Here is a 20,365-nt window from a genome sequence, read left to right on the forward strand (position 1 = left end):
TGCATGAGGAAAGATCACCCACCTGCAAAGTAGGCCCACAGGAGATACCACGAGTCAGATAAAAAGCAAATCACTTTAAGGATAAATGAACTTTCAAAACTGGTAGAAGATGCTGTATCCGCAGACGGGTCGAACATCGGCATGAACAACAAGGCCGCCGCCGGTCAGCTTGTCCCGCATGCCCACGTCCACATCATTCCCAGTTCGAAGAAGACGGCGGCGGATCCATGCATTCCATTGTGTCTGTAAAAGGCGCAGCGGATGATCTGGAGGAGATGGCGGAGCTTTTGGTGATGGAGTGAGGAGTTAATCCTCATTTTTTTGCATTCCTCACATCACGTGATCATTAAGGCTCATTTGCCCAGCACTCATTGGAGATATCCTACTTTTTGACGGCAGGTAGCCTGTTCAAGAGATTATTTTCTCATTTTAATTCTTGTTCTTCTATTACCAATCAGAAGACAGACACCTTTTTAATCACAATATTAAGAGTGTTATACAAATCATTGGTTTACCCATATTGATAAATCATGTAATCAAAAAAGATAGTGTTAAATATTTCCACATTTTAACATATTTTCAGGTTCCCAGGCAGACTTTGCTCTTACTCCATCCACGCAAGCAAGGAGATTCCAGAAAAGCTGCCCGGAACCACATTAACAGACAACCAAACGAGATGAGGAAATGAGAGAAGAATCCGAACAGCCAATGGAAACATGCAAACAGAACAGCGACCGGAACCTGTGCGTTTTCATACGCACCACAAAGACATATCATAAGCTCGCAAAGGAGCAGGACTACTACAGAGGACCAAAATAATTGAAGTGAAATGAGGGTGTTGGGGAGAGAAAGGGGATAGTAGCGGAGCTTTGTATACGGATTTGGAAAAACGAAAATCAAGTCCAAATCCATTAACTACTTGGTGCTGTAATGTACTCGTAAATCGAATCTTCAACAGGATGATTCATTTTATATCTTACTTTTACAACTGAAACACTTTTATTGTTGTCATCAATCAAAGTAGCTTCTTTGAAGCTTTCATCTATAGGAGTCACATCGCCCATATAGTAGAAATCATTGCTTTCACCATTGCTTTTTTTGATGAATAAAGGTAATCTAAGTCCATCTCTGTAATTTTTGATGGTAGAAACATCTTTGCTATCCAATTTTCGTCTGGATTTAGACATCCATTCAAATTCAGAATTATTGACAAAACCTTCTTCATATTTCGTAGTACTCGAAATATGCTCTTCTTTGTGATAGTTTACGAATATTGGACAATTTGTTTTTTGAGGACTAATTAGATAGCCACCAACATTTTGTGCTAAAGGATTCTGATCCCAGTTCAGAATTCTAAAAACATCTTTCCTAGAATATTTCTGATACAATACGAAGCCATCAACATACTTATTTTTGTCAAAATTTCTATTATAAGTTGTTTCGGAATAATCCAGCATGTCATTAAGAAAGCACAAGAAAGCCTCATTTTTGAGTAAATCTATAAATTCATCACTAAATGAAATTAGTCCGTTTGCATAAGAAACGATGCTTAAATCATATATCTCACTTACACTCACTAACTTTTTATTATGATTTTCAGTTACAAATTCAAAATTGATATTTTTGACACACGATTCTATTGTTTCATCAGGAATAGAAATTCCATATTTATCAAAAATAATTGCTTTAAATTCTTCCTTTAACAGAATATTTCCAGAAATCAGTTTTTTAAGAATAATGACTTCTTCGACCCTCTTAGTGTTTGCAATTTCATTGGAAAATAACTCGAGGAGCTTGATTTCCTTTTCAGATAGTTTATTTTCTAAGGATTCTTCTTGACCCAATACAAAGTTAAAATAGGATTTTGAATAGCTTACATACAAATGTGGATCTCGGGAACCATGTTCCAAAAAGTCCATCATCATAGGAATTCTACCAACCTTGAACTTTAAAAGCTCGTAATCTTTTACAAGGTCTTTTTTGAGATGTAAATTTGCTTTGTCAATTGCTGCAAAAATCCTTTCATGTGTAATTTTATCAAAATTAATAGTTGAAGCACCCGGAATTAAACTGCTTCCACTTAGCATCAGTTTACGCAATGTATCCTTGTTGTAAGTAGTGTCTCCGTATAACGCAATTGGAACTAAGTAGCTATTATTGTAATTACCTATGAAATCAATCACAGTTAGGTATTCTTTGTCGTTAGCTTTACGCAATCCTCTTCCTAATTGCTGTACAAAGATTATGGCTGATGCAGTGGGTCTCAACATAATGATTTGATTTACTTTTGGAATATCAACTCCTTCATTGAAGATATCAACAGTAAAGATGTAATCTAATTTTTCAGATGAATCATAACTTTCCAATCTGTTTATTGCATCAATCCTCTCTTCCTCACTATTTTTTCCAGATAGTGAAACCGTTTTGTATCCCCTTGTATTAAATACATCAGACAATCCCTGACTTTCAGCTACACTGCTACAAAAAATGAGTCCTCTAACACAGCCATTATCACAGCCATAAAATTCAGCTTTTTCAATGATCCTATCTACACGCTCTTTTGCTGTTAACAAAGAAAAAGCTGCATCTTCCTCTAAAACTTGACCACCTACACTAACATCCATTACACCAAAATAGTGAAAAGTCGATAACATTTTTTCTTCTAAAGCTCTGTGCAAACGGATTTCGTATGCAATATTGTGTTCAAATTGAGAAAAGATATCGAATCCATCTGTCCTTTCAGGAGTAGCAGTCATACCCAACAAAAATCCTGGTTTAAAATGATTGAGGATTTTTTGATAAGTTTCTGCCCCTGCTCTATGAGTTTCGTCTATAACGATATAGTCAAAATGACTTTCATCGAATTGACTTAAATGTGCATCTCTTGAAATTGTTTGGATCGTAGAAAATATAAAATCAGCATCAAGTTCTTTTTTATTTCCTGAGTAAATACCCATGCTTCGAGTATTTCCAAAAATCTTTTTGAAGCTTTTCATAGCATTTTCTGCAATGTTTCTTCGATGTACTACAAATAAAAACTTTTTTGGATTATATGCCTTCACATCAAATGCAGACAGATATGTTTTCCCTGTACCAGTTGCAGAAATTAATAAAGCCTTATCTTTATTATTTGACCTTAAATCTTTCAAGTTTGCCAATGCTTCCTTTTGCATTGCATTGGCAGTTATTGAATCATTGTGGCGATCTTCAATGCTGTTTCTTGAATTTGAAATGAATTTCTTTTTCAAATTATAATCTAATGCATAAGAATTAATGAATTCATCATCCACCGATACAGCATTTTCAAACTCATTTCTAAATTCATTAATTGAATCAGCTATCAATTTTGAGTCACACATAGCTGAAATTTTTAAGTTCCACTCTCTATTTGAGCATAATGCATTGGCTGTAAGATTACTACTTCCAATAATCAAATTATATCGATTGCTTTTTTTGAATAGGTATCCTTTTGCATGGAAATCACAATTTACTGCTATCTTTAAGTCAATATTTTTGAACTTTGACAAAGACCTCAATGCTTCTGGCTGAGTGAAATATTGATATTGAGATACCAATACTTTTCCATTAATTCCAGCTTTTTCAAGTTCTTGGAATGAATTAATTAGACTAGTTACACCACTTTTTGTTGCAAAAGCTACTGAAAACCAAAACTCGTCACAATTTTTTAATTCCCTAGAGATAGTCTGTAGTACTTTTTTCCCATTTTCAGAATCATTTACTAGTAACTCTGGGAGGTACTCTTTTTTTGAAGTTAAAGACTGGTCAATAAAGCCAGTTTTCAAGCTATCTAATAAAGATACAGGAAAGTTATCCATTTTAACATTCCTTCATTAATTTTGAAACAATTGGAAGATCCGCTTCAGCCCAATCCAAAATTAATAAATTTTCTGGATTTAACCACTTGAACTCAATGTGTTCTTTCAGATTAAATGTTGAATTTAAAGCACTGCAAATGAAACTGTGCATAGTAACACTAAAATCAGGATACTAATGATTTACAGTTAGAAACTCCCTCTCAATTTCTATATTTAGATCGAGTTCCTCTAATAATTCACGTTCTAATGCTTGTTCTTTAGTTTCATCAGGTTCTATTTTTCCACCTGGAAATTCATATTTTAAAGAAATATAATCGTATTTTCCATGATCCCTTTGAACACATAGAACTCTGTCATCATCCATGATTATTGCTGCAACTACTTCATAGTGCTTCATTTGTTTTGTACATCCCGGAAAATATGATAACTGAGATAATTTATAAACCTTTTTAAAATTAACAAGGACCTATATTTTTTCAAAAACACAACGATCAGAATAAGACTAAATAAACTACTAAAATGAGCTTTTTTAGAAAGTACAAATATTCCCACTCGGATTTCCCCAGTTTGAGATCAAGAATAGATAACTTTCCAGGCTGTTTGGATTAAGAGATGGAGAAATGTGAAGTCTGCCACGATGAACATATTGATGAATTGATATCACCATTTCAGCATTGCAATGAGATAAAGTGCCCACTAATGCTGTTTTTACAAGAACTTCGTGCAGGAATACAGAGGAAAAGATTTAAATAAAACATATAAGATGCTATACCCAAATCCAATGCAAACTTGTATTGAATTTTATAAAGTGGTGGTAATCATTCAAGATAAAAAAGTTAAAATATTAATCGTTTCGTTAGTTGCAATTTCTTTGTTGCTGATATACAATTTAAGCTCTCTTTTAGGAAGGAACATAAGTTCACATAAAGCAATACCCTTGCTTTTTATCACAATCGGATTTTCGATCATCGGGATGGTCTACCTGCTGGAAACCAGGAGAGTTTAAGCGGGAAACAAACAATGTTACAGGAAGCGAGATCTTCCTGCATTGGCAGATGTGAGAGAGGAAATTCTCGTCGTGTGCTGTGTTGGAGTGACAAATGCATGGCAAACGTCATGAATGAGTGTGGAAAGGAGTAAAGAGCTGATATTTTTTATATAAAATAAAAAAGGTGTGGTCAACACTTGAACCAGATCACCAAATAGCTCTTAAGTCTCCTCATCCGTTAAATATGCGCAACCCTGCTGCCTAAGTTTTGCAATACACTTATCAGCGAGTTCTCGTCCAATATGTAAATTTGAGGCTTTCCGGTAAACATCTTCAAGTAACACTTTATCGGAAGGGGAAGATGATCGAAGCTGGGCGATTATCTCACGTATGACCTCTATATCTCCACTTGAAACTGTCACCTCTTTATTATCGGCAGACAGTTTATTTTCTTTAATTTTTTCAATAGAGTTAGCTTCTAAAACAAAATCGCCGGTAGTAGATGTTGATCTGAAGTCTGCTTTCAGCACTCCGGTTGCAATGATCTTATCTTTAACATTTACAGTATCCACCAGGTCCCCTACCAGATGAACGATCAATGACCCTGGCTCATAGATATTATCGAATTCCTTGATCTCAATCTGCCAAGAAGCGTTCATGGTTGAAACTTCACCTTCAACAGATATTGTATTTGAAAGATCCTTGCTCCTAATATCCCTTATTTTCAAATTTCCACTCCTGCTAATATGAATAACACACTCAACTATTATTAATGTTGTAGCAATACCTCGAATTGATCAGGAACACAGATTTTGGTGATATTGTCAACGCTGTCCACATCACAAATATGGGCCACCGGGCTTGGCCTTGCAATTGTCAAGAAATTTGTGGAAATGCATGGTGGCGACATTTGGGTTGAAAGTAAACTCGGAAAAGGAAGTACCTTCGGATTTAGCATACCTATAGACAAAAAAACTTCAATAAGATCCTAATTCAGGGGTATTAGTGATATTATCACTGAGTTCACCCCATACGATACTAAAGAGAAACAAACAAATGATATAATTTTGTTGTCTCAACCTGATCAACTGCCAGACACATGATCCTGAAATGTAATCAGGAGCAGGTATTTGGTTTACATGAAGGATTCTACAGAACCAGAATATTAAGCGTCAAAATGAGAGAGCTGAGGGTATTAGCAACAACAATATATGTATAAATGCACATATATGCAATTCATGCAAAACGAGAAAGCTAAATTCTTCAAAGCTCTTGGCGATAAAACACGCCTTACAATTGTGGGATGCCTACTAAAGCAGGACCACTGCGCATGTGATTTTGCGACAATCGCAGGAAAGGACCAGACAACTATATCCAGGCATCTGAAAATACTTTATGAAGCAGGCATCCTAAGATATGAGAAGAATGGCAGGTATGTAATTTACAGCATAATGGATGATAAAATGAAAGAAAAACTTGAGAGGTGCGGGCTTGAAAGTGTAGACTCGTGCTGCCCGGATAGTGCAATGGATGCAGATACGAAGAAGGATGTTGTGAAGAAAAAATACAGCAACATCGCGTTAGGTGTTGTACAGGGATGCGGATGCTGTGGAAGCCTCACAAATGAACAGCTGGCAGCATCCATAGGATATTCACCTGAAGAAAACCGATCATTCTCAGAAGCTAACCTGGGACTTGGATGTGGAAACCCTACAGCACTTGGAGAGATAAAAGAAGAAGACACTGTCCTCGATCTGGGTTCAGGTGCGGGATTCGACAGTTTCCTGGCTGCAAGAAAAGTTGGTAAGATCGGTAAAGTGATCGGCGTGGATATGACGGAAGATATGATTACAAAGGCCAGAGAGAACGCTGAAAAGTATGGGTTCAACAATGTCGAGTTCCGACATGGCGATATCGAGGATCTGCCTGTTGAAACCGGATCTATCGATGTCATCATGAGCAACTGTGTCATCAACCTCGCACCTGACAAGTACAGAGTATTCAAAGAGGCATATCGTGTGCTAAAAGATAATGGCAGGATGTACATTTCCGATATTGTCCTCCTGAAAGACCTGACTCCGGAGGAAAAGAACAATGATGAACTCATCTGTTCATGTGTAGGAGGTGCATTACTGAAAGACGATTACTTAAAGATAATAAAAGATGCCGGCTTCCATTCTAGTATCATAGAAGAGGACAAGGATATCAGCGAAAGGCAGTATTCCGGATATCCGGTTGAAAGTCTTAAGCTCAAATTAGTTAAAATGAGGATGAATTAATGAGATAATCAATGAATTTACCCACAAGAGATTAAAAAACCAGAGTTAAGGGATTTACAATTAACTACTATTCCTTTCAAAGCAGATCCGTCATTTAAACAATACTTATGCAAATGAAAAAGTGCCATGGACAAACCTCACAGGCACCTGATAGACACCTCTTTTCTCCGCCTCAGTACTGATAATCCGATACATCTCATCCATTGAAGAAGTCCCGGGATCCACATCGCTCATTATCTGTATATAACCGGTCTTTGCAACGTGTCCGACACCCCTGGAAGAATTATCATCTATCGCCGGGAATTCACTGTAATTTACACCGAAAACGATCTCACCGACGTTGTTCCGGTAAGACCTCTGCTCCTCGGTCAGCGGGTATGGAAGCTCTCCATAGGTACCATATACCTCATAGGTATCATTCAATGGCGCGAGAACGTATGCAGCATGATACAGGATAAGGCCATCATCACCATAGTTCAATTCCCTGAGAGACTCGAGTGCTTCTTCATCTCCGATATCTCCAAGAGCAAGGATTGAAGCCATTCTGAGGTACTTATTTTCGGATTCGTTCATTGAAATATCCAGAAGCAGGTCCGTTGTGCTGTTATCACCGATCTTGCCAAGAGTGGTGATTGCATTTTTTCTCATTTCGATAGAATTATCTTCGTTTTGTACGACCTGCACAAGTGACCCAATTGTCTTTTCATCACCCATCCCCACAAGCTCATCCATTGCATTGGACCTGATACTTTCATTCTCATTGTCAAGGTCCTCAATGAGAGAATCCACATTCGTATCCCCTGTGCATCCCGAGAATATAATTAGTAAAGCAAAAAAGATCATTACAACAAATAGGGAGATTTTCATATCGGATCAAACCTTCAATTTTTAAGTAAACAATAATTTTCGAGCCTTAACGTATAATTGGCAAATTATTGATCAATATACATAAAATCACTAACTTTGAGAATCTATTAATAGTTTTGCTTAATTTTTTGAGGGATGTCCGATAAATAATCGGCATAAGTTTGATTTGATAAGACTAAAATGTGTTGTAAAAACAGGAAAGTTAAAAATAAGCAGATGGTCCCGCAAGGATTATGCTCGGTTACTCTAATAAGACGCTCATCAAAAAAAGTGAAGCATAACCCACATGCATGTCTAGTATTATGCCTTTGTATGAGTTTAAACTAAAATTCGTGAGCTACTGTAATTAAATAATGAATATTTCAAGAGTAATAACTAAATACAATGTAATATCAACTTTTAGAAGGACATTTGATCAATCAGTTTAAGCTCGTAATTTAAAAATATTATTTGAAAAAGGTTCAACTTCTCGACTACAAAAGGCACAGGAAAAGAAGTACGATGGCAAAATTAGATGTAAAAACAGAACTAGAGTCAGTCATTAACAACAGTCCTGCTGTAGTATTTCTATGTAAAACCGAACAAGGTTGGCCTGTGGAATTTGTATCAGAGAATGTTGTAAAGTTAGGTTACAGTGTAGAGGATTTTGAATCAGGATGCATTAAATATGCTGACATTATTCACCCTCGCGATCTTGGATATGTTAATTCAGAGGTAGTAAAGAACTCTGAAGAAGGAAACACAGAGTACACATAGGAATATAGGATAGTCACAAAGTCCGGAGATGTTCGGTGGGTTGATGACAGGACTTTTATTCGACGTGATGAAGATGGTACCATAACTCATTATCAAGGGATTATTCTTGACATCACTGACCGCAAAAAGGCAGAAGAAGCTTTAGATGAAGCCTTAAAGAAAACAAAAGAATTGGAACTTGTTATAAATAGCAGTCCTGTGGTCGTATTCTTATGGAAAAATGAACCCAACTGGCCAGTAGAGGTTGTTTCAGATAACATCCTTCAATTTGGTTATACTGCAAATGAGTTGATATCAGGTGAGGTTCTCTATTCTGATATTATCTATCCTGATGATCTTGAATATGTTCGCTCTACTTTTGAAAGGAAATCTGGAGAGACTAGCAAGGGTTTAACTGCAGATTATAGGATAATCACAAAATCCGGAGATGTTCGATGGGTTCGTGAGAGAACTTTGATCAGGCGAGATGAAGATGGTCAAATATCCCATTATCAGGGTATCATTCTTGACATCACAGAACGCAAAAAAGCAGAGGATGCTCTTCGTCTTGACGAGTTCCGTCTTGAGGCACTTTTGAAACTTAACAAAATGACTGCTGCTCCTTTGCAGGAGATCACGGATTTTGCCCGTGAGGAAGCTGTAAAGCTAACCAAGAGCAAACAGGGCTATCTTGCATTCATGAGCCCGGATGAAGGTGCTCTTATTATGCATTCATGGTCAAAGGATGCAATGAAAGAATGTGCCATAGAAGATCGGAAATTCATATACCCCATCGAGACCACCGGGCTCTGGGGAGAAGCTGTAAAGCAGAGAAAACCAATAATTACCAATGATTACCAGGCCCCAAGTTCCCTTAAGAAAGGATATCCTCAAGGTCATGTGGAACTGACACGCCATATGAATGTCCCGATATTTGATGGTAATCGTATCGTTGCTGTTGCCGGGGTTGGAAATAAAGAAGAAGATTACGATGAATCTGATCTTCGGCAATTGATCCTACTTATGCAGGGTATGTGGAGACTTATTCAGCGCAAACAAATGGAAGAAGCTCTTCAGAAATATTCACAAGAACTGTCTAAAGCAGAGATCGAGCTCAAGTCCCTTGATAGGATGGAAGTCGAATTTATTTCAAGCAAAAAGGATCTTTCCCAGGTCACTGAATATGGTGAACTGATGGACGGTGAAACACTTGATATCATCGATGATCTGAAGAAAAAGGCAATTGACAATGTGCTGCATTACTCTCAAAGATTAAGACGTTTAGTAGATTCTTTCGTTTATACAAGCATGGAAGAAGCTGGTAAGATCGAGTATAATTTCGAGCCAATTGATATTTCCGGTTCTCTGGAAAATTCCCTTCTGGACACAATCTTCATGGTAGAAGAGAAAGATATTCTGGTAGAAAAGATCATACCAGAACCACTTCCTTTGGTCAATGGGGATGAAGAGAAACTGACGGACATGTTCACGATTCTTATGGATGATGCTATCAGGTTCACTCCTCCAAAAGGAAAATTGATCCTAAAGATCGATGCAGAAGAAAATTATCTGCATATCATGGTGAAAGATAGTGGTCCGGGAATTCCGGAAAAATTGATTCCTCACATGTTCCAGAAGTTCTATGAGATCGGAGCCCTGATTAAACACAGTTATGAAGGACTTGAATCTGGCCTTTACATCTGCAAGAAAATAGTTGATGCTCATGAAGGCAGAATTAAAATCGAGAGCAAAATTGGTGCTGGAACCGAGGTTCATGTTTGGCTTCCTAAAGTAAAATGATGTTTAAAAAGCAGAAATATTCAAAAGCAATGCAATGCCCTTATATGTATAGTCTAAAATCAAAATCGACTGATAGATCTGATCAAATTACATGAGTGGGAATAAATGAAATCTGAGTTATTAGGTACGCTCTTCCTTTCGGAAAAAAGAAAAGATCTTCTTCTTTTGCTAATAGAAGGTCCCAGGGATATTGATGAGATCAAAGACATACTTGATGTAACTTCAAGTGCAATAATGACTCAGATAAAGATCCTTATGAGCCAGGGCCTAATAGTTCATGAAAGTGGTCTCTACAGATTATCCGACATGTGTAAAGTAATTGTAAAAAAAATGCAGCCCTTATTGGATACTTTGTCGGTCTATGCAGACAACAAGGATTATTGGGAAAATCATAATCTCAATGCCATTCCTTCTTATCTTCTGGACAGGATCGAAGAGCTTTCCAATTGTGAAGTGGTCGAACCAGACCTTAACCGCATGTATGAACTTCCAAAGAAACTGGAAGATTCTCTTAAGCAGTCGAGTTATGTGAAAGAAGTTTCTTCATATTTTAGCCCGGCATATCCCGGAGTCTATATCGATCTTGCAAAAAAAGGTATTGAAGTTTCTGTTATCGTAACAGAGCCGGTTTTTGACAGGCTTCAAAATGAATATAAAGAAGGAACAAAAGAGTTCGTGAATTTGGAACATGGAAACCTATTTGTTTGCGAGGAGAAAGTAGAGCTTGCATCAAGTACTGTGACGGACAAATTCATGTCTATATCACTTTTTTATAAAACAGGAATATACCACAACCATGCAGTCATGAGCTTTGAAGAAAGTGCTTTGAATTGGGGAGAAGACCTATTCATGCATTATCTGAACATCTCAAAACAGATCACAGATTCAGATATATAATGAAAATCTTGTCTAATCAGAACTCCACAATTTTAAACTTTTTTATAAGATATTATTTTTGAATTCAGGATCTATCTAACGTTTCTTTATTTTCTACTAACCTCATTTTTCTATAAATTCTTAAAAAACGTTAATTCGTTCGAAGCCTTTGACTTTCACATAACCCTGTTGAGAAGTTTAGAGATAATGCGATTAACATGATTAACACCGTTAACGAAATTAACAGCGTTAACATGATGGAATCCATCCTTACTATTAATATAAATGATATTGTTAATGACCTCTACTAATATCAACGTAGTTAATATATTACCGCGAGTTATGTTATATATTCTTAGTCCTTATCATTAGATGTAGTGAATTGAGATATGGACAACATTTGTCCAGCTAATATCTCGATAAAAAACAGCAAAAAATGCTGGAGGCAATATCCTATGACAGAAGAACTCTTTAACAAACTAGCGGAAGCTGTGGTTTCTGGAAACAAAGATGAGGCAGTCGAGCTGTCTAACAAGGCATTAGAGCAAGGTGTTGATGCATATGAGGCTATCATTAACGGATTGGCCAAAGGAATGGAAATAGTCAGTGACAACTATGAGAAAGGAACAGCTTTTGTTCCACATCTGCTGATCGCTTCAAATGCAATGTATGGTGGCATGGAAGTTCTCACTCCTCATATGAAGACCGAAGGCGTAGCTAAACCCTCAAATATTGTCATTGGTACTGTAGAGGGCGATGTCCATGATATCGGTAAGAACCTTGTCAAGACAATGATGACTGCAGGAGGATTCAACCTTATCGATCTTGGACATGATGTTCCTCTTGAAAAATTTATTGAGACTGCAAAAGAGAACCAGGCAGATGTCATCTCAATGAGCGCACTTATGACCACCACAATGGTTGGAATGGAGAAGGTCATCGAGATGCTTCAGGAAGATGGTTTAAGGGACTCCCTGATCGTGATGGTTGGAGGAGCACCTATCTCTGAAGAGTTTGCTGAGGAGATCGGAGCAGATAAAACTGCACCTGATGCGTTGCATGCTTCACACTGGGTAAAGGATGCTGTAAGGGACCTTCCTCCTTCTGAGGAGAGATGGAGTGATGAAAAGATCAACCTTTCCAAGGTAAAATACAGGGAGATCCTTTCAAAGAAGAAGGTCAAGAGCAAGACAGATATTGGCCTTGAGACTGCCAGACAGATCATTGATGAGTTCGAAAGTGTTGGTGTCAAGACAAAGGAAGAAATGAGCCACGCTGACAGAAGTCTTGCAGCTATGGCTGACAAGAAAGTTGATCGTCTTCCAGTATATCCACTTGCCTGTGGTGTTCTCAGAAAATTCGCAGATGCAAGTTACAAGGACTATGCACTGGATCCTGCCAAGTTCGCTGAGAGCGCATTCCTTGGTGCAAAATATTTGGACCTTGACATGTTCGTTGGTCTGATCGACCTTTCAGCAACTTCAGCTGACTTTGGATGTAAGATAAAGTACCCTGAAGATGACACACCATCATCAGAAGGTCACCTTGATGACTATGAAAAACTCGAGGTTCCGGATGTTAAGGAAGGTACCCGTTCATATGAACTTATCAAGGCATCAAAGCTTGCCAAGGATAAGCTGAACAAGGAACTTGGTACTCCATTCGTTGGTTTCCACGAAGGTCCACTTCTTACACTTACCCAGCTTATGGGTGCAGATCGTGTCCTTATGGACATGAAGACCAACCCTGATGTTGTCCTTGAGGCAGTCCAGAAATGTACGGACTACATCTGTCAGGTGTCAGAGGCCTTCTTCGAAGAAGATGCCTGTGATGCTCTTTGTATTGATAACCTCTGGTCAAACAATGTGATAATGGGTGAAGAAGATTACTGGAAGTTTGATGGTAAGTTTGTCTATGACCAGCACCTTCCGATCTTCAAGAAGTATGACCAGCCTTACATTATCCATAACTGTGCTGACGCGGTCCATTTCGACACACAGATCAAGAAATTTGGAACTGCTTTGTACAGCTACGCCTACTATGAGAAATCAAAGGACAAGGGCTCACAGAACTATGCAGACCTTATTCCAAAATACGGAGATACCTGCTGTATGATGGGAGAAGTAAACCCGATCGAGTTCATGGACAACTCTCCGGAAGGCATACAGAAGATCGAAAATGATACCGAGGAGCTGCTTCAGGGTGTCCTTGAAACCCTGAAGGAGAATGGCATGCAGTCCAAGTACGTCATGTCCACCGGATGTGAGGTACCACCAGGAGGTCCATTGACAGGTGTCAAGGCAATGGTCGACAAGGTCAAGGAACTTGGTCCACAGCTACAAAAAGAGATAATAGGGTGATATCTAAACCCTATTATTTTTCCATATAGACTAACGTAGGCTTGAAATTAGCTGATTTCCCATTGGTCTTGCTTTGTGGAAGTTATCCAGACTAAAATCACCAATTAGTTTCCGTCTATGTGTCCAGGTGGATTTCTGCAAAGCAAGCTCAAACAATTGTGTAATATTTAAAAATTAAATGTATTCGAAAAATCTTGAATGATAATATAATGGAGATGATTGATATGTATCTTGGTCTTGGTATTGATACGGGGGGAACCTATACTGATTCGATTATTATGGACATTTCAGCCGGAACAGTAATGGATTCCAATAAGTCGTTGACAACACACTCCAATCTTATAAAAGGGATCAAGAATTCCATTGAAGGCCTGGATAACAGTTATTTGAAAGATATAGAATTTGTTTCAGTTTCAACTACTCTTGCAACCAATACGACACTTGAAGGAAAAGGGCATCCTGCAGGCCTTATACTTATCGGGCATTCGATCACTGGAGCTCTTTCAACTGACAATGTTCTTTCCATTAAAGGTGGTCATGATGCAGATGGTAACGTTATAGAGGATCTTGATGATCTTGGATTGGTTGAAGATTTTGTTATGGAGAACAAAGACAAAGTCTCCTCTTTTGCAGTTTCATCTTATTTCGGGGTCAGGAATCCTGAACATGAAATAATAGTTAAAGACCTTATTGGGGAACTGACCGATAAACCCGTTGTATGCGGACATGAACTTTCAAGTAGCCTCGGTGCTTATGAAAGAGCTGTAACAGCATTGCTGAATGCACAACTTATTCCTGTAACTGATCAATTCATACGCTCTATCCTTTCTGTAATGGAAGAAAAAGGAATTGATGCCGACCTGATGATGATGAAATGTGATGGCTCCCTTGTCAGGATAGAAGATGCGCTCAAAAAACCTGTCGAATCAATCTTTTCGGGTCCCGCAGCCAGTCTTGTAGGTGCTTCTCATCTTGCAGGTGTCAAAACATGCCTGACTATGGATGTAGGGGGTACAAGCACCGATGTATCAATGATATCCAATGGAATTCCTGAAACAAGTGATAGTGGAGCTAAGGTAGGCGGGTGGAGCACTATGGTAAAGGCCATAAAGATGTGTACATCTGCTCTTGGAGGTGATAGCCATGTGTGGGTTCAGACGGGTGTTTCCATTGGTCCTAACAGAGTCACACCTCTATGTCTTGCAGCAATTAATCATCCTGATCTAATAGACAAACTTGCTGAAATGGATAAGCCGAATGTACGTCATATGAATGATATCATACAACCAACTACTTTCTTTGTCAGAAGTGATTCCGAATTCCAGGGTATGAAAGATGCTGTATTAAGTTCTAATGAGAAAGAAGTTCTCGATGTACTTGGCGATGAACCCCTCTCCCTATCCGATATTTCGATGAAACTTGGTGAGCATACCCTGATGTTCTCCAGTATACTTGCATCACTGGTCAAGAGAAGATATGTTCAGCAAATCGGTTTTACACCTACAGATGCCCTGCATGTGCTGAGGGATTATATCAAGTGGGATTCAAAGGCATCTCGTCTGGGGGCTGAACTACTTGCTGAGTATTTGGACATGGGAATGGGTGGTTTTTGCTCATACATAAAAGAGCAAGTTGTAAAGAACATGTCTTTGAATATAATCTCCTTCTTTGAAGAAGATGTCAGGAGATCAGACATAGAAAAAATGATTGACTTTTCATCTCCTCTTACCTTCAAGGTGAATCATCCGGTGGTTCTTGTGGGAGGTCCTGTGAAGGCGTATTTGACAGATATCAACAACATGATAGATGCCAATATAATAGTCCCTGAACATCATGAGGTCGGAAACGCTGTTGGTGCACTTCTTGGGGATGTTGTTCACAGAACTGATGTTCTTGTAAGGGGGGCTGGTGCTGGTAGCAATCAATATGCTGTTTTCTCAGAGACCGGAAGGGAGGTCTTTGACGAATATACAGATGCTGTGGCACATGGCCTTGAACTCAGTAAAAAGCTGATAGCCGAACATATGACCGGATATGGGCTGGACATGAATATGATAGATTTTGATCTAGCCAGGCATGATGTAAGAAGTGGGTTCGGTACAAGTCTTGAGACCAAGCTGGTTGCAACCGGTATTGGAAGTCCAAGGAGGTAATGAAAATGAGTTCAATAATCAATAATGTGGGTCAACAACAGAACAATTTGGATGATATATATCAACTTGCACAGAGTGTGCGCCAAAAGATCGGACTGGAAGGAGATGTTGAGGATAAAGAACTGATCGATCATCTGGAAACTGCATGTTCTGAGATAAAGGAACTCCTGAGTTCTTCTTTTGGTCCCAGAGGTCTTAATAAGCTGATTACAAATCATGTTGATGACATCTATCTGACCAATGATGGAAAGACCATAATAGAACAAATTGATGTTTTGCATCCAATAGTGACTTCCTTGAAAGAACTTTCAAGATCGATGGATAAATCCTGTGGCGATGGTACAAAGACTGCAGTTATACTGGCATCCGGCCTGATAATAAATGCAGTTAAGCTGATCAAAATAGGTTTCCACCCTACTACTATTATAAAAGGCTACAAGCTTGCCCTTAATAAGGCATACGAACTTCTCGAGCTCAATAGTATAACTGCCAGAACATACGATGAGTCCTATGCTGCTATCCTGAGTGCAACTGTTAGTAAAGGCATAGAGTTCGATCAGGCAGAGGTGCTTTCAACTATAGTTGTCGATGTGATCGAACATTTGAGAACATTATCCGTTGATGGTTATCTTGATCTCGATGAAAATGTGAAGATCATGAAAAAGGTCGGTGGTCCTGAGATCGTTCACCTTAACGGTGTCATTCTTGATGAATCTCCTGCAAGATTTGACATGCCACGATCATTTATTGATTCTAAGATCCTTATCCTGAACTATGATGTCAAGCTCAAGAGTGAAATTGTAAACTCCAGGCATAACATCAGTATGGATAGTATTGAGACTGCTTATCTGTTTGAAGAAGAGCGTAAGAGGATACTTGGCAACTTTGCTGAGAAGATCATCAATACTGGTGTAAATGTTGTTTTTTGCGAGGGTGATGTGGACTCTTGCATCGAAGAAAAGCTTGTAAAGAACAATGTATTGATGTTCAAGAAACTTAAAATGAAAGACCTCGAGAACATTTCAATGGCAACAGGTGCAGAGATCATGTCCATAAGGGATGATCTGAATGAACAGCACCTTGGAAAAGCAGATAAGGTTGAAGTTAAAAAGAGATGTGGAGAGGATTTTGCTTTCATAGAAATTAAAGATCAGAAGTTTTCGACAATTCTGATATGGGAGCCTGTAAAATATGCACTTGAAAAGGTCGAAGAGGCTGCAGACGATGCATTGAACACAGCAGCATTCATCCTCAGGAACAAAATGGTAGTTACCGGAGGTGGTGGAATTGAGTTTGAACTTTCACAGATGTTGAGGAGCTATGCTTCTACAATAGAAGGAAAGGAGCAGTTCGCCGTTATCGAGTATGCCAATGCACTTGAAGACATACCACGGATATTGGCAAAGAACATGGGCATGAATGTTATCGATTCAATGACAAAAATGTCCTATCTCTATAACAAGGGTCTTGATGCAAGGGTAGATTATTCCAGAAAGATCACTGAGAACAATCCTCTTGTCTACGATTCTGCTACCATCAAGAAACTGGCGATAATCTCTGCCACCGAGACTGCAAACAGCGTTCTGAGAATTGACAAAATAGTAATGAAGAAATAATGTTGTAGGGGGTTTCCACACATGCATGATCTCAACTTAAAAGACAGGCTTCTGAAGTTATTTGAAGGAGAAGATGTCGATAAAGTTCCGGTAGGGTCCTTCACCACAAGCCCGGTTGTAGAACTTATGGACATGTGTGGCGCTGCAAGACCTGAAGCAGACAGTGATCCGAATAAAATGGCTACACTGACAATTTCACAGCAGGAGATTGCTGGTTTTGAAATGGTAAGGTTCCCTTTTGATTGCACCATCCTTGGAGAGGCCATGGGTTGTGAAATTTATAGTGGTACAAAGGAGAGAACGCCTTCGGTTATAAACGGACCTTTCAAAGACCCGCTCAATGGCTTTGAAGTTCCCAGTAACCTGTTGGACAGGGGAAGGATCCCATCAATTCTTGAAGCTGCTGACATCATCAGGGAGAGAATCGGAGATGAGCTTCCCATAGTTGCAGGTCTTGAAGGACCTACGGACCTTGCAGTAAGTCTTTCCAGCCTCAGGTCATTTCTTTTGTGGACCATAAAGGACCGGGAGAAGGTTGAACAATTGCTGGACATTTGCACTGAAGCATGTATAGAACTGGGAAATGCATATCTCGATCATGGTGTGGATGTGGTCTGCATTGCTGACGCTGTAGCTTCTCCTGAGTTAGTACAACCATCTGATTTCGAGGAACTTATAAAACCAAGATATTCCCGAATCACGAAAGGCATCAATGGTCTCAGTGTATTGCATGTCTGCGGGAAGGCAGATCCGATAATATCTCATATGACCGGGTGTGGGTTTGATGGTATCAGCATTGAAGAAAGCATTCAGGACCTGAATACTGCTGTAGAGGTGGCACACAGAAATAATACGATCGTAATTGGGAATGTTTCTACCTCAGTGACGATGTTCAGCGGAACCCCTGAGCAGGTAAAAGAAGAAGCTTTCAAATCCCTAGATGCTGGTGTTGATATACTTGCTCCGGGATGTGGCCTGGCTCCCCAGACACCTATTCGGAATCTCAAGGCACTGGTGGAAGCAAGAAACGAGTATTGTGATCAAAGTTATACGATCTAAAATATTCAATCGAAATAAGGAGGAAAATCCCATGACAGAAGTAACCGTAAAATCAAATGTTTGTGGTTTTACCCACAAGGTATGTGGAAATATGGAAGGTGACAGGATTGTCGTCGATATAGACACACCCTGTGAAAAGGTCAGGAAAATGTCCCATCTGGAAGTTCCGATGATGGACCTGTTTGACATAAAGGACAACCATGTAATGCAAAAAGCGCAGGAAGCAAAATGCAGCGTAACATGTCTCATTCCCTCTGCAGTACTTCATGTATGCTGTCTTGAAGCCGGTCTTATGTCAAAGTCCCTGGCAGGGAATGTAGGGGAGGTTGGTATAGAGTTCGAATGACATTGATTTGCTTAATGTCTGAAAGATTTCAGTAAACAAAAAGGTGGTTAGAGGTGGTCCATTGACAGAGGAAATGACTTCAAAAGAGAGATTCGTTAATGCTATTGAGATGAAGGATGTAGACAGGATGCCTTATGGGTACCTTTGGTTCGGTGCAGGTGATGCAGTCCTTGAACGTATGGGTGCCAGTATGAGCGATGCCTACTATTCTGCAAAGGGGATTGCCAGAGCACAGATACTTGCAAGGGAGATGTATCATCATGATAACGTGATGTCTCCCTGGGGATGTCTGCTTGTAGAGGCGGAAGCCCTTGGTACCAAACTGAACATCAAAGATAACAGGTATCCTACAATAGCTGAGCATCCTATAGGATCGGCAAAGGAATATGATAAAATAGATCCTCTGGATATTGAGAGGTCTGAAAGGGTGGATACGGTTGCAAGGTCCATTGCCATTCTCAAAAAAGAGCTCAATGACGAGGTTTTCATAACCGGAAGTATGCTTTCTCCCCTGATGCTTGCTGCCCAGATCCTTGAGGCGAGTAATCTTTGTATTGAGATGCTAACGGAGAAAGAAAGCGTACATGCTCTTCTTGAAAGGCTTACTCAAAGCTGCATTTTGTATGCGAATCGGATGCTCGAAGAAGGAGCTGATGGCATCTTAGTGGAGAACGGGGAGAACACAGCAGACCTTTTCAGTCCTGAGATGGCTGACGAATTCATGCTTAAGTATACAAAAGAACTCTATGAAAACATTCAGGCAAACGGTGGATATGTTATATCCCATAATTGTGCAGAACATGCCTTCCATGAAATGGAACTGTCCCTGAAACCGGATGTCCTTAACTTTGCTTTTGGGGATGTTAAAGCACTGGGGAAACAACATGGTGTTGAATGTGTGAAGATCCACAAAAAGACAGGCTGTAGCCCCAGATATTGTTTTAAGGACATTGGAAAACATGATGTATGTCTGATGGGCAACATCAATCCAAACGTATTTGGTGACGGTTCATTTGCTGATATTGAGAACGAAGTGAAAAACTGTATGGATGCAGCTCCTGAGAAAGGCTTCATCCTCTCTACAGGATGTGAGATTCCACTTAATACACCACTTGAAGAGATGGAAACACTCTGGCAGGCAATGAGTTCCCGCTTCTGAAAGCAAAATCACTGAAGTGATTAACTACCAAATGTTGGTTGATGAATTGTATCCATTGTAAAAGTTCTTATTTTTAAAAAAGAAAAAAGTCCCTATCAAAATCGGACTGTCTCAAGAAATTTAGCAGCCCCGCCCGATTATGCCAGGTAACTCTAATAATACGTATATTAGAATAACTGAAGCAGCCACTACATTCACATTATAGATTGTTAATTCAAACATTGGCTATAAGAAAGAGCTTCAAAAGCTCAAAATCCCCTTTATGCCTTTTAGGGTATGCATATAACCAGG

The 20,365-nt window shown here is 39.1% G+C and carries 16 protein-coding genes and 1 pseudogene; 13 read left to right on the forward strand and 4 right to left on the reverse strand.

What is annotated here, in order from left to right; all coding sequences use genetic code 11:
- Positions 1-99 precede the first annotated feature (99 nt).
- Both LI82_RS13460 and LI82_RS13600 read left to right on the forward strand, forming a co-directional pair.
- Complete coding sequence (locus tag LI82_RS13460; protein WP_236622751.1) at positions 100-249, forward strand: HIT family protein; 150 nt, start codon at positions 100-102, stop codon at positions 247-249.
- A 435-nt stretch (positions 250-684) separates the two neighbouring features.
- Complete coding sequence (locus LI82_RS13600; RefSeq protein WP_269078527.1) at positions 685-819, forward strand: hypothetical protein; 135 nt, start codon at positions 685-687, stop codon at positions 817-819.
- 92 nt (positions 820-911) lie between these two features.
- On the opposite strand, the gene LI82_RS10990 is transcribed toward LI82_RS13600, so the two are convergent.
- From LI82_RS10990 to LI82_RS11000, 3 genes are all read right to left on the reverse strand, one after another.
- Entirely contained in the window at positions 912-3,836 is a 2,925-nt protein-coding gene (locus tag LI82_RS10990; protein ID WP_048195744.1) for a DUF3427 domain-containing protein, read from the reverse strand.
- A gap of 172 nt (positions 3,837-4,008) precedes the next feature.
- Positions 4,009-4,233, reverse strand: coding sequence for an NUDIX domain-containing protein (locus tag LI82_RS13465; protein WP_236622738.1), 225 nt, complete (start codon positions 4,231-4,233; stop codon positions 4,009-4,011).
- 812 nt (positions 4,234-5,045) lie between these two features.
- Complete coding sequence (locus LI82_RS11000; protein WP_048195746.1) at positions 5,046-5,552, reverse strand: hypothetical protein; 507 nt, start codon at positions 5,550-5,552, stop codon at positions 5,046-5,048.
- Between the two features lie 93 nt (positions 5,553-5,645).
- On the opposite strand from LI82_RS11000, the gene LI82_RS11005 reads away from it, so the two are divergent.
- Both LI82_RS11005 and arsM read left to right on the forward strand, forming a co-directional pair.
- The gene (locus LI82_RS11005) at positions 5,646-5,816 is read left to right on the forward strand and encodes an ATP-binding protein (protein ID WP_280176628.1); all 171 of its coding nucleotides are present in this window, start codon (positions 5,646-5,648) and stop codon (positions 5,814-5,816) included.
- 246 nt (positions 5,817-6,062) lie between these two features.
- Positions 6,063-7,103, forward strand: a complete 1,041-nt coding sequence (gene arsM / locus LI82_RS11010; RefSeq protein ID WP_280176627.1) for an arsenite methyltransferase — start codon at positions 6,063-6,065, stop codon at positions 7,101-7,103.
- A 105-nt stretch (positions 7,104-7,208) separates the two neighbouring features.
- Here the strand turns inward: arsM and LI82_RS11015 are convergent, their stop codons facing one another.
- Complete coding sequence (locus LI82_RS11015) at positions 7,209-7,892, reverse strand: HEAT repeat domain-containing protein (RefSeq protein WP_048195750.1); 684 nt, start codon at positions 7,890-7,892, stop codon at positions 7,209-7,211.
- A 579-nt stretch (positions 7,893-8,471) separates the two neighbouring features.
- Here LI82_RS11015 and LI82_RS13710 point away from each other — a divergent pair.
- The 9 genes and pseudogenes from LI82_RS13710 to LI82_RS11060 form a co-directional block, all read left to right on the forward strand.
- Positions 8,472-8,858: pseudogene (locus LI82_RS13710) on the forward strand (PAS domain-containing protein); the annotation flags it as partial.
- 39 nt (positions 8,859-8,897) lie between these two features.
- The gene (locus LI82_RS13715) at positions 8,898-10,505 is read left to right on the forward strand and encodes a GAF domain-containing protein (protein WP_394297416.1); all 1,608 of its coding nucleotides are present in this window, start codon (positions 8,898-8,900) and stop codon (positions 10,503-10,505) included.
- 105 nt (positions 10,506-10,610) lie between these two features.
- The gene (locus LI82_RS11030) at positions 10,611-11,402 is read left to right on the forward strand and encodes a helix-turn-helix transcriptional regulator (protein ID WP_048195754.1); all 792 of its coding nucleotides are present in this window, start codon (positions 10,611-10,613) and stop codon (positions 11,400-11,402) included.
- 434 nt (positions 11,403-11,836) lie between these two features.
- Positions 11,837-13,741, forward strand: a complete 1,905-nt coding sequence (locus tag LI82_RS11035) for a uroporphyrinogen decarboxylase family protein (protein ID WP_048195756.1) — start codon at positions 11,837-11,839, stop codon at positions 13,739-13,741.
- A gap of 194 nt (positions 13,742-13,935) precedes the next feature.
- Entirely contained in the window at positions 13,936-15,894 is a 1,959-nt protein-coding gene (locus tag LI82_RS11040) for a hydantoinase/oxoprolinase family protein (protein ID WP_330217383.1), read from the forward strand.
- 5 nt (positions 15,895-15,899) lie between these two features.
- Positions 15,900-17,510 (forward strand): TCP-1/cpn60 chaperonin family protein, encoded by a 1,611-nt coding sequence (locus LI82_RS11045; protein WP_048196290.1) that lies wholly within the window; start codon positions 15,900-15,902, stop codon positions 17,508-17,510.
- Positions 17,511-17,531: 21 nt separating this feature from the next.
- Entirely contained in the window at positions 17,532-18,569 is a 1,038-nt protein-coding gene (gene mtaA, locus LI82_RS11050; protein WP_048195757.1) for a methylcobamide:CoM methyltransferase MtaA, read from the forward strand.
- A gap of 31 nt (positions 18,570-18,600) precedes the next feature.
- Positions 18,601-18,915: a DUF6951 family protein gene (locus tag LI82_RS11055; RefSeq protein ID WP_048195759.1), complete on the forward strand. Its 315-nt coding sequence runs from the start codon at positions 18,601-18,603 to the stop codon at positions 18,913-18,915.
- A 61-nt stretch (positions 18,916-18,976) separates the two neighbouring features.
- Complete coding sequence (locus LI82_RS11060) at positions 18,977-20,074, forward strand: methylcobamide--CoM methyltransferase (RefSeq protein WP_048195761.1); 1,098 nt, start codon at positions 18,977-18,979, stop codon at positions 20,072-20,074.
- Positions 20,075-20,365 lie beyond the last annotated feature (291 nt).

It is taken from the genome of Methanococcoides methylutens (genome assembly GCF_000765475.1).
Lineage (GTDB): Archaea > Halobacteriota > Methanosarcinia > Methanosarcinales > Methanosarcinaceae > Methanococcoides > Methanococcoides methylutens.

What these genes read in the sequence shown, in the direction of transcription:
- LI82_RS13600 (WP_269078527.1), top strand. Translation starts at nt 685, where the DNA reads ATGAGAGAAGAATCCGAACAGCCAATGGAAACATGCAAACAGAACAGC.
- LI82_RS10990 (WP_048195744.1), bottom strand. Translation starts at nt 3,836, where the DNA reads ATGGATAACTTTCCTGTATCTTTATTAGATAGCTTGAAAACTGGCTTT.
- LI82_RS13465 (WP_236622738.1), bottom strand. Translation starts at nt 4,233, where the DNA reads ATGAAGCACTATGAAGTAGTTGCAGCAATAATCATGGATGATGACAGA.
- arsM (WP_280176627.1), top strand. Translation starts at nt 6,063, where the DNA reads ATGCAAAACGAGAAAGCTAAATTCTTCAAAGCTCTTGGCGATAAAACA.
- LI82_RS11030 (WP_048195754.1), top strand. Translation starts at nt 10,611, where the DNA reads ATGAAATCTGAGTTATTAGGTACGCTCTTCCTTTCGGAAAAAAGAAAA.
- LI82_RS11035 (WP_048195756.1), top strand. Translation starts at nt 11,837, where the DNA reads ATGACAGAAGAACTCTTTAACAAACTAGCGGAAGCTGTGGTTTCTGGA.
- LI82_RS11045 (WP_048196290.1), top strand. Translation starts at nt 15,900, where the DNA reads ATGAGTTCAATAATCAATAATGTGGGTCAACAACAGAACAATTTGGAT.
- mtaA (WP_048195757.1), top strand. Translation starts at nt 17,532, where the DNA reads ATGCATGATCTCAACTTAAAAGACAGGCTTCTGAAGTTATTTGAAGGA.
- LI82_RS11055 (WP_048195759.1), top strand. Translation starts at nt 18,601, where the DNA reads ATGACAGAAGTAACCGTAAAATCAAATGTTTGTGGTTTTACCCACAAG.